General features: G+C 64.2%; 7 protein-coding genes and 1 pseudogene. All 8 read left to right on the plus strand.

The annotated features are described in order from the left end of the window. Positions 1–713 (plus strand): homocitrate synthase/isopropylmalate synthase family protein (locus ACY693_RS12905; RefSeq protein WP_462322235.1); only part of this gene is annotated, 713 nt, incomplete at its 5' end. Positions 714–794: 81 nt separating this feature from the next. Then, positions 795–1,385: a hypothetical protein gene (locus tag ACY693_RS12910; RefSeq protein ID WP_462322236.1), complete on the plus strand. Its 591-nt coding sequence runs from the start codon at positions 795–797 to the stop codon at positions 1,383–1,385. A 58-nt stretch (positions 1,386–1,443) separates the two neighbouring features. Beyond that, positions 1,444–1,833, plus strand: a complete 390-nt coding sequence (gene nifW, locus ACY693_RS12915) for a nitrogenase-stabilizing/protective protein NifW (protein WP_462322237.1) — start codon at positions 1,444–1,446, stop codon at positions 1,831–1,833. After that, positions 1,833–2,324 (plus strand): annotated as a pseudogene (locus ACY693_RS12920) (nitrogen fixation protein NifZ); the annotation flags it as partial. The gene nifW and the pseudogene ACY693_RS12920, both read left to right, overlap by 1 nt. 212 nt (positions 2,325–2,536) lie before the next feature. Continuing rightward, positions 2,537–3,469 carry a nitrogen fixation protein NifM gene (nifM, locus tag ACY693_RS12925; protein WP_462322238.1) on the plus strand — a complete coding sequence of 311 codons (933 nt, stop codon included), beginning with the start codon at positions 2,537–2,539 and terminating at the stop codon, positions 3,467–3,469. Positions 3,470–3,578: 109 nt separating this feature from the next. Continuing rightward, the gene (locus ACY693_RS12930) at positions 3,579–3,923 is read left to right on the plus strand and encodes a type II toxin-antitoxin system TacA family antitoxin (protein WP_462322239.1); all 345 of its coding nucleotides are present in this window, start codon (positions 3,579–3,581) and stop codon (positions 3,921–3,923) included. Further along, positions 3,923–4,480 (plus strand): GNAT family N-acetyltransferase, encoded by a 558-nt coding sequence (locus ACY693_RS12935; protein ID WP_462322240.1) that lies wholly within the window; start codon positions 3,923–3,925, stop codon positions 4,478–4,480. The genes ACY693_RS12930 and ACY693_RS12935 overlap by 1 nt, the downstream gene beginning before the upstream one ends. 289 nt (positions 4,481–4,769) lie before the next feature. Next, the coding region (locus tag ACY693_RS12940) for a type IIL restriction-modification enzyme MmeI (protein ID WP_462322241.1) at positions 4,770–6,594 on the plus strand (1,825 nt) is incomplete at its 3' end.

Raw genomic sequence — 6,594 nt, forward strand, 5'->3', positions numbered from 1 at the left:
TCGAGATGCACGCCCATGACGATCTGGGCCTGGCCACCGCCAACACACTCGCCGCAGTGCGCGCCGGCGCCACCCATGTCAACACGACCGTGCACGGGCTCGGTGAGCGCGCCGGCAATGCCGCGCTGGAAGAGGTGGTGATGGGGCTCAAGCATGTGCACCGGGTCGCAACCGGCGTCGACCTGACCCGCTTCGAGGCGCTCTCGAAGCTCGTTGCCCAGGCCTCTGGCCACGCCGTCGGTTGGCACAAGAGTCTGGTTGGCGATGGTGCCTTCACCCACGAGGCCGGTATCCATGTCGATGGTCTGCTCAAAGATCCGTTGAACTATCAGGGCATCGACCCGGCCGAGGTCGGCCGCAAACACCAGATTGTGCTCGGCAAGCATTCTGGTCGGCAGGCGATTCGGCTCGCCTACGAACAGCTGCTCCAGCTCGACATCAACGCCGCGCAGGCCGAGCGGGTGCTACCGCTGCTGCGCCGCTTCGTCACCGAGACCAAGCGCCCGCCTGAGCGCAATGATCTTCAACGGTTCCTGGACCAGGCGGCTTGCCTGCCCCTGTCTCTATCCGACACGGCCTCGGAGCCGGAGCCAAGGCGCGGCTGCCCTGTCCGTGCGGGCTCGAGTCCAGCGCCTGCCCGCGAGCAAGAGCCGCGTGAACAACAGCCTGAGGCACACCGAGCCATGGGTGAGCGCGCCACCTGGACCTGCTAAGTCCCGCAGCCAAGCCAGTGCCGCCCGTGCCGCGGAGCCAAAGGCAAATGGTCTGACCAGGCATCGAGAGCAAGCGCCACTATGGATCTATTGGATATCAGTGACGAAGCGATGTACTTCGAGACGCCGCTGCCGACCGAGGTACAGCAACTGCTCGACGAGGGCGGGCAACGCTATCGCTCGCAAGCACTTGATGGCTCCTCGGAGGATGATTTGGAGCTGACCTCCGTCGACAGCGCCGAGTGGGCACTGCTGCGCGCCTATCTCAAGGCACCAGAGCATCTCTCGGTGACCGTCGCCCTCTATCGCTTCTTCTATTACCGCCATCGCTATGCCGAGGCGGTGATGATGGCCGATCGCGCCATCCTGCTCAGCAGCCGGCAGCTTGGCCTGAGCGAGGACTGGCGCCAGCTCACGGCGGGCGATCTCGAGCAAGCGGCCGAGCGCTCGATGAGCAGCACCCGCTTCCTGCTGTTGGCGCTCAAGGGCGCGGCCTGGCTGTTGCTGCGCCAAGATCAGCCACAGGCCGCCATCGAGCGCCTGACGCCGATCCGCGCCTTTGATCAGAAGGACCAGCTCGGTACCACTGAGCTGCTGAGCTGGGCCGAAAATGCGGTGCGTCGCGAGGAGGTCGCAAGCGCCGGAGACAATGTGCACCTGTTGATCGATTAAGGAGACCACCATGGCTGTCCCCAACACCCCCACGCCGCTTCATTCAAGTACCCAATCCATGTCCGATTCACTCGCCCAATCGATCCCCGACTCGATCGACGCCTTCGAGTGCGATCTCGACGAGCTCGAGACCGCCGAGGATTTCCTCGACTATTTCGGCGTCGCCTTCGAGCCCGCGATCGTCCAGGTCAACCGGCTGCACATCCTGCAGCGCTTTCACGACTATCTCGCCGAGGTCGACGAACTGCCCGACAGCGCAGCAGCCCGCTACCGGCTCCATGCGGACCTCCTGAGCGGCGCTTACAAGGACTTTGTCGGCTCTGATGCACGCACCGAAAAGGTCTTCCGCGTGTTCAAGATGCAGGAGCCCCGTCAGGTCAGCGTCGGGCTCGACCAACTCCTCGCCAGCCGCAATGCCCCAGCCTCACTTACCGAGCAGCCGATCTAATGCGACCGCAGTACGACTATGGCGACGAGGTCCGCGTGCTGCGCAATGTGCGCAACGACGGCACCTTCCCCGGCCATCCGACGGGCGCCCTGCTGGTCCGGCGCGGCAGCACCGGCTATGTGCGTGACGTGGGCACCTTTCTGCAAGATCAGATCATCTACAGCGTCCATTTCCTCGAGGGCGATCGCATCGTCGGCTGCCGGGAGGAAGAGCTTCAACCGGCCGCTGATCCCTGGACGCCAAGCCGATTCGAGTCCCGCGATAAGGTCACCGCACGCATCGCGCTCGGCCGCGGGGGCCGCGTGCTGGTCGAGCAAGGCCGCGTTGGCGAGGTGATCAAGGTGTTGCGCGGGCCGGCTGATCACGAGCAAACCGGTGATGTGGCCTATCACGTGCTGTTCCCGGGCTGCAGCCTGCTGCAGGTGCCCGAGTCGGCGCTGGATGCCGTGCCAGTATCAGCCCGAGATCCAGAGTCGCCGCTAGAGCCAGAGCCAGAGCCAGCGCCAGCATCAGCGCACGAATCAGAGCGAGCATCGGCTCCAGCATCACACTCCGGGACAACCGCTCCGTCGTCCTCCGAGCGGCACTTGGCATCGAACCCTGCGCTCGCTCGAGTACCAAGGGCTTCTGCAGCGGCTCCTCCGGCCTCGGCAGTCAACGGAGTCGGCAGCAACCCGCAGCCCAGCATCCCGGAGCAGAGCCCATGAGCGCATCCCAGGCGATCGCCTCCAAACCAGCGCCATCCGACCAGCGCGCGACCGAGCCCGAGGGCTATCGGTATCATCTGCTGCGTGCCGCGACCGCCCGCTTCCAACGCAATATCCCGGCCCTGTCGAACGAGGAACGAGCCGAGGCCGAGCGCCAAGCCCAGCGTAGCTTCGACCTGGAGGAGCGGGTGCTCGGCAGCACAGAGGCCCGCGATGTGCTAATCCCAGACACTCAGGTTCAGCGCTCTTATCAAGCGGTCAAACAGCGCTACGAGAGCCAAGACGAGCTGGAGGCCGATCTCAAGCGTAACGGCCTCGATAGCCGCCAACTGCGCCAAGCCTTGCGCCGAGAGCTGATCTTCGATGCGGTGATGCAGCGCGTCGGCGCCCGTCACGCACCGATCACCGATGCCGATGAGCGGCTCTTCTACGAGCTGCATCGCGAGCGCTTCAGCGCACCCGAGACGCGCAGCGCACGTCATATCCTGATCACCATCAACGACGACTATCCGGAGAACAGCCGCGGTGCCGCCCGCGCACGCATCGAGGCGATTGCCGAGCGCCTGTGCACACAGGCCAAGCAACAGTCGACCTTGATCAACGCCTTCATCGACGAAGCCCGCAAGGGCTCCGAGTGCCCAACAGCGATGGAGGGCGGCCAGCTCGGCACGATCAGCGCCGGCCAGCTCTACCCCGCGCTTGATGCCGCGCTATTCGACCTAAACGCCGGCCAGCTCAGCGGCGTGCTCGAATCCGAGCTCGGCTTCCACCTGCTGCTGTGCGAGACGATCCATCCCGCCAAGACACTGCCATTTGAACAGGTCCGCGAGCGCATCCATCAAGCCCTAGAGAAACGCCGTCGCAAGGAGCAGCAACGCCAATGGCTCGCGAGCCTGAATACGCAACAGCCGAGCCAGCATCAGGCCTAAACATCAGGGCTTGGACCGCTAGGGCGCGACAACATGCGCCAGTGACGAACTGGCGCTGTACGCCTATTGAGCATACACTTTAGACCTCTCGAATCATTCAGAGGTCAAGATGCCAACCATCACGTCTGCAGACGACAGTCTCAACGAGCGCGAGCGCAGTACCGCTCGCTTCGCCTTTCGCACAGCGCCGCGCATCAAGCAAACGATCGAGCGTGCCGCCGCGTTGAACGGTCAAGATATGTCTGCCTTTGTGCTCGCTGCTGCCTACCAGCGCGCGCTCGAGACGATTCAGAGGCATGAGGTCACGCAGCTACGAGCCGAGGACCATCAGGCGTTCTTCGATGCCCTTGAGCATCCGCCCGCACCCACCGATCGGCTGCGCGCGGCCTTCGCTCACCACCATGAGACAGGGATCAAGGAGACAGCGCTCAATGACACAATGCACAAGCGCTGATGACCAAGAAGGTTCTTATCGAGCCGCTCGACAAGACCAAGCATGATCGTGCGGCCTTTGCATCAGGTATTGAACAGGTCGATCGCTATCTCCGTGAGACTGCTAGCCGGCTGATGAAGGGCGGCACGGCCAGGGTCTTCGTCATGGTCGATCCGCAGCAGAGCGCCAAGGACATCCTTGGCTTCTATTCAATCAATGCACATCGTCTGGATTCTGTCGATCTGCCGCAACGCTACCGCCGCTTCGCCCTACCTGATGGCAGTATTCCAGCGGCGTTCATCGGTATGATTGGCGTCACGCAACGCGCACAGGGGCAAGGCATCGGCAGTCGCCTCCTCGTCGACGCCTTGAACGGGGCCTATCTGGCATCACAGCGCATCGGAACGGCGGTGGTGCTGCTTGATATCCTGAACTGCGGCCAGCCAGCAGCGATCAGTCGACGACAGCGGCTCTATCGCCGGTTCGGTTTCCTGCCACTGGAGTCAAACCCGCTGCGGATGTTCATCCCAATGGGCACTGTTGCCCAGTTGTATGCAGACGCTCCAAGCGTCTCCTGAATGTCCTAAGGCGCTTCGGCTCATGAGCCGGCGCTACCTTTCTAAAGCATCAAAGGCACTCCGGAATCGCGCGTCGAATCCGGGTTCGACGGCGGCAAGCTGTCGCAAGCGCCACACTGTCGTTGATATACTCGGCTATCTGATCGTCGCGGTTGTGCACTCGGCGGAGATCAACGACGGCAAAGCCGCCGACACCATCCGAAAGATCTGGGCCGATAGCGCCTACATTGGCCGAAAGCTCCACGAGCTCAGGTGCCGAGCGGCGGCAGAGAAGCGCTGATCAAGAAGCATGCTTGAACAACAGGGAACAAACGCCTTCAGCGCCGACCATGCCGCAACGGCCCTCGCTATCGATGCCTTCCTGACGCGCTGGCAGCAAGCCGGCGGCACCGAGCTGGCCAACTATCAGCTCTTTCTCGGCGAGCTCATCGCCCTGCTCAACCTGCCGCCACCCGATCCCGCCGGCGCCGATCACAGCCAGAACGCCTACTGCTTCGAGCGCCACGTCAACTTCTACCACGCTGATGGCACGACCAGCAGTGGTCGCATCGATCTCTATCGCCGCGGCGCCTTCGTGCTCGAGGCCAAGCAATCCGGACTCAACCTGCAATCCACGGCCTGGGATGCGGCCATGCTCAAAGCCCATGCGCAGGCCAGCAACTATGCCCGCGCCCTGCCGGCCGACGAGGGCCGGCCGCCGTTCGTGCTAGTGACCGATGTCGGCCGCCACATCGGCGTCTATGCCGACTTCACCCGCTCCGGCGCCAACTACATCCCCTATCCAGACGCACTCTCGCACCGCATCCAGCTCGCCGATCTGCGCCAGCCTGAGGTCCGCGAGCGCCTGCGCGCAATCTGGCTCGATCCACTCTCGCTCGATCCGGCCCGGCGCAGTGCCCGCGTCACCCGCGCCATCTCCGCCAAGCTCGCCACGCTGGCCAAATCGCTCGAGCAAGGCGAGGGCGAGGCACCAAGCCATCCACCCGAGCAGGTGGCAGGCTTCCTGATGCGCTGTCTGTTCACGATGTTCGCCGAGGATGTTGGTCTGCTGCCACCCGACACCGAGTCCGGCAGCTTCAGCCAACTGCTCGAGGACATGCGCGAGGACCCCGCGCATCTGCCGCATCTGCTGAGCCAGCTCTGGGCGGATATGAACAACGGCAGCGCCTTCTCACCGGTGCTGCGTGCGCCGATCCCGCACTTCAACGGCGGTCTGTTCGCCGACCCGAGCGCCCTGCCCTTAACGCGCGTCCAGATCGAGCTGCTCATCGACGCCGCCCGAGCAGACTGGCGCGAGGTCGAGCCCGCCATCTTCGGCACCCTGCTCGAGCGCGCCCTGGACCCGATCGAGCGCCATAAGCTCGGCGCCCACTACACCCCGCGCGCCTATGTCGAGCGCCTGGTGCTGCCGACCGTGATCGAGCCGCTGCGCGCCGACTGGGCCAATGTGCAGGCCAGCGCCTTTCGGCTGGACCAGGACGGCAAGCGCGATCAGGCCATCGAGATGGTGCGTGCCTTCCACCGTCGGCTCTGCACCGTCCGCGTGCTCGACCCGGCCTGCGGCAGCGGCAACTTTCTCTATGTGACGCTCGAGCATCTCAAACGGCTCGAGGGCGAGGTCCTGGAGGCGCTGGCCGACCTTGGCTTCACCCAGCAAGGGCTGGAGCTGGAGGGCGGCACCGTCAGCCCGGAGCAGATGCTCGGCCTGGAGACCAATCCGCGCGCGGCACGCATCGCCGAGGCCGTGCTCTGGATCGGCTATCTTCAGTGGCACTTTCGCACCTTCGCCAAGACCCCACCGCGCGAGCCGCTGCTCAAGGACGCGCACAACATCGAGAACCGCGACGCGGTACTGGCCTGGGATGCGATCGAGTACGCCCAAGATGACGCCGGCCGCCCGATCACCCGTTGGGATGGGCGCACGATGAAACCGCATCCGGTCACCGGCGAGCTGGTGCCGGACGAGTCGGCGCAAAGCCTGGTCGAGCAGTACATCAACCCGCGCGCAGCGGAGTGGCCGAAAGCAGACTTCGTCATCGGTAATCCGCCGTTTATCGGTGCCAGCACTATGGAGCCTGTCCGACTTAGGTTACAGACTCGGCGTTGGGAGCCGA

Source organism: Halochromatium sp., from assembly GCF_054919635.1.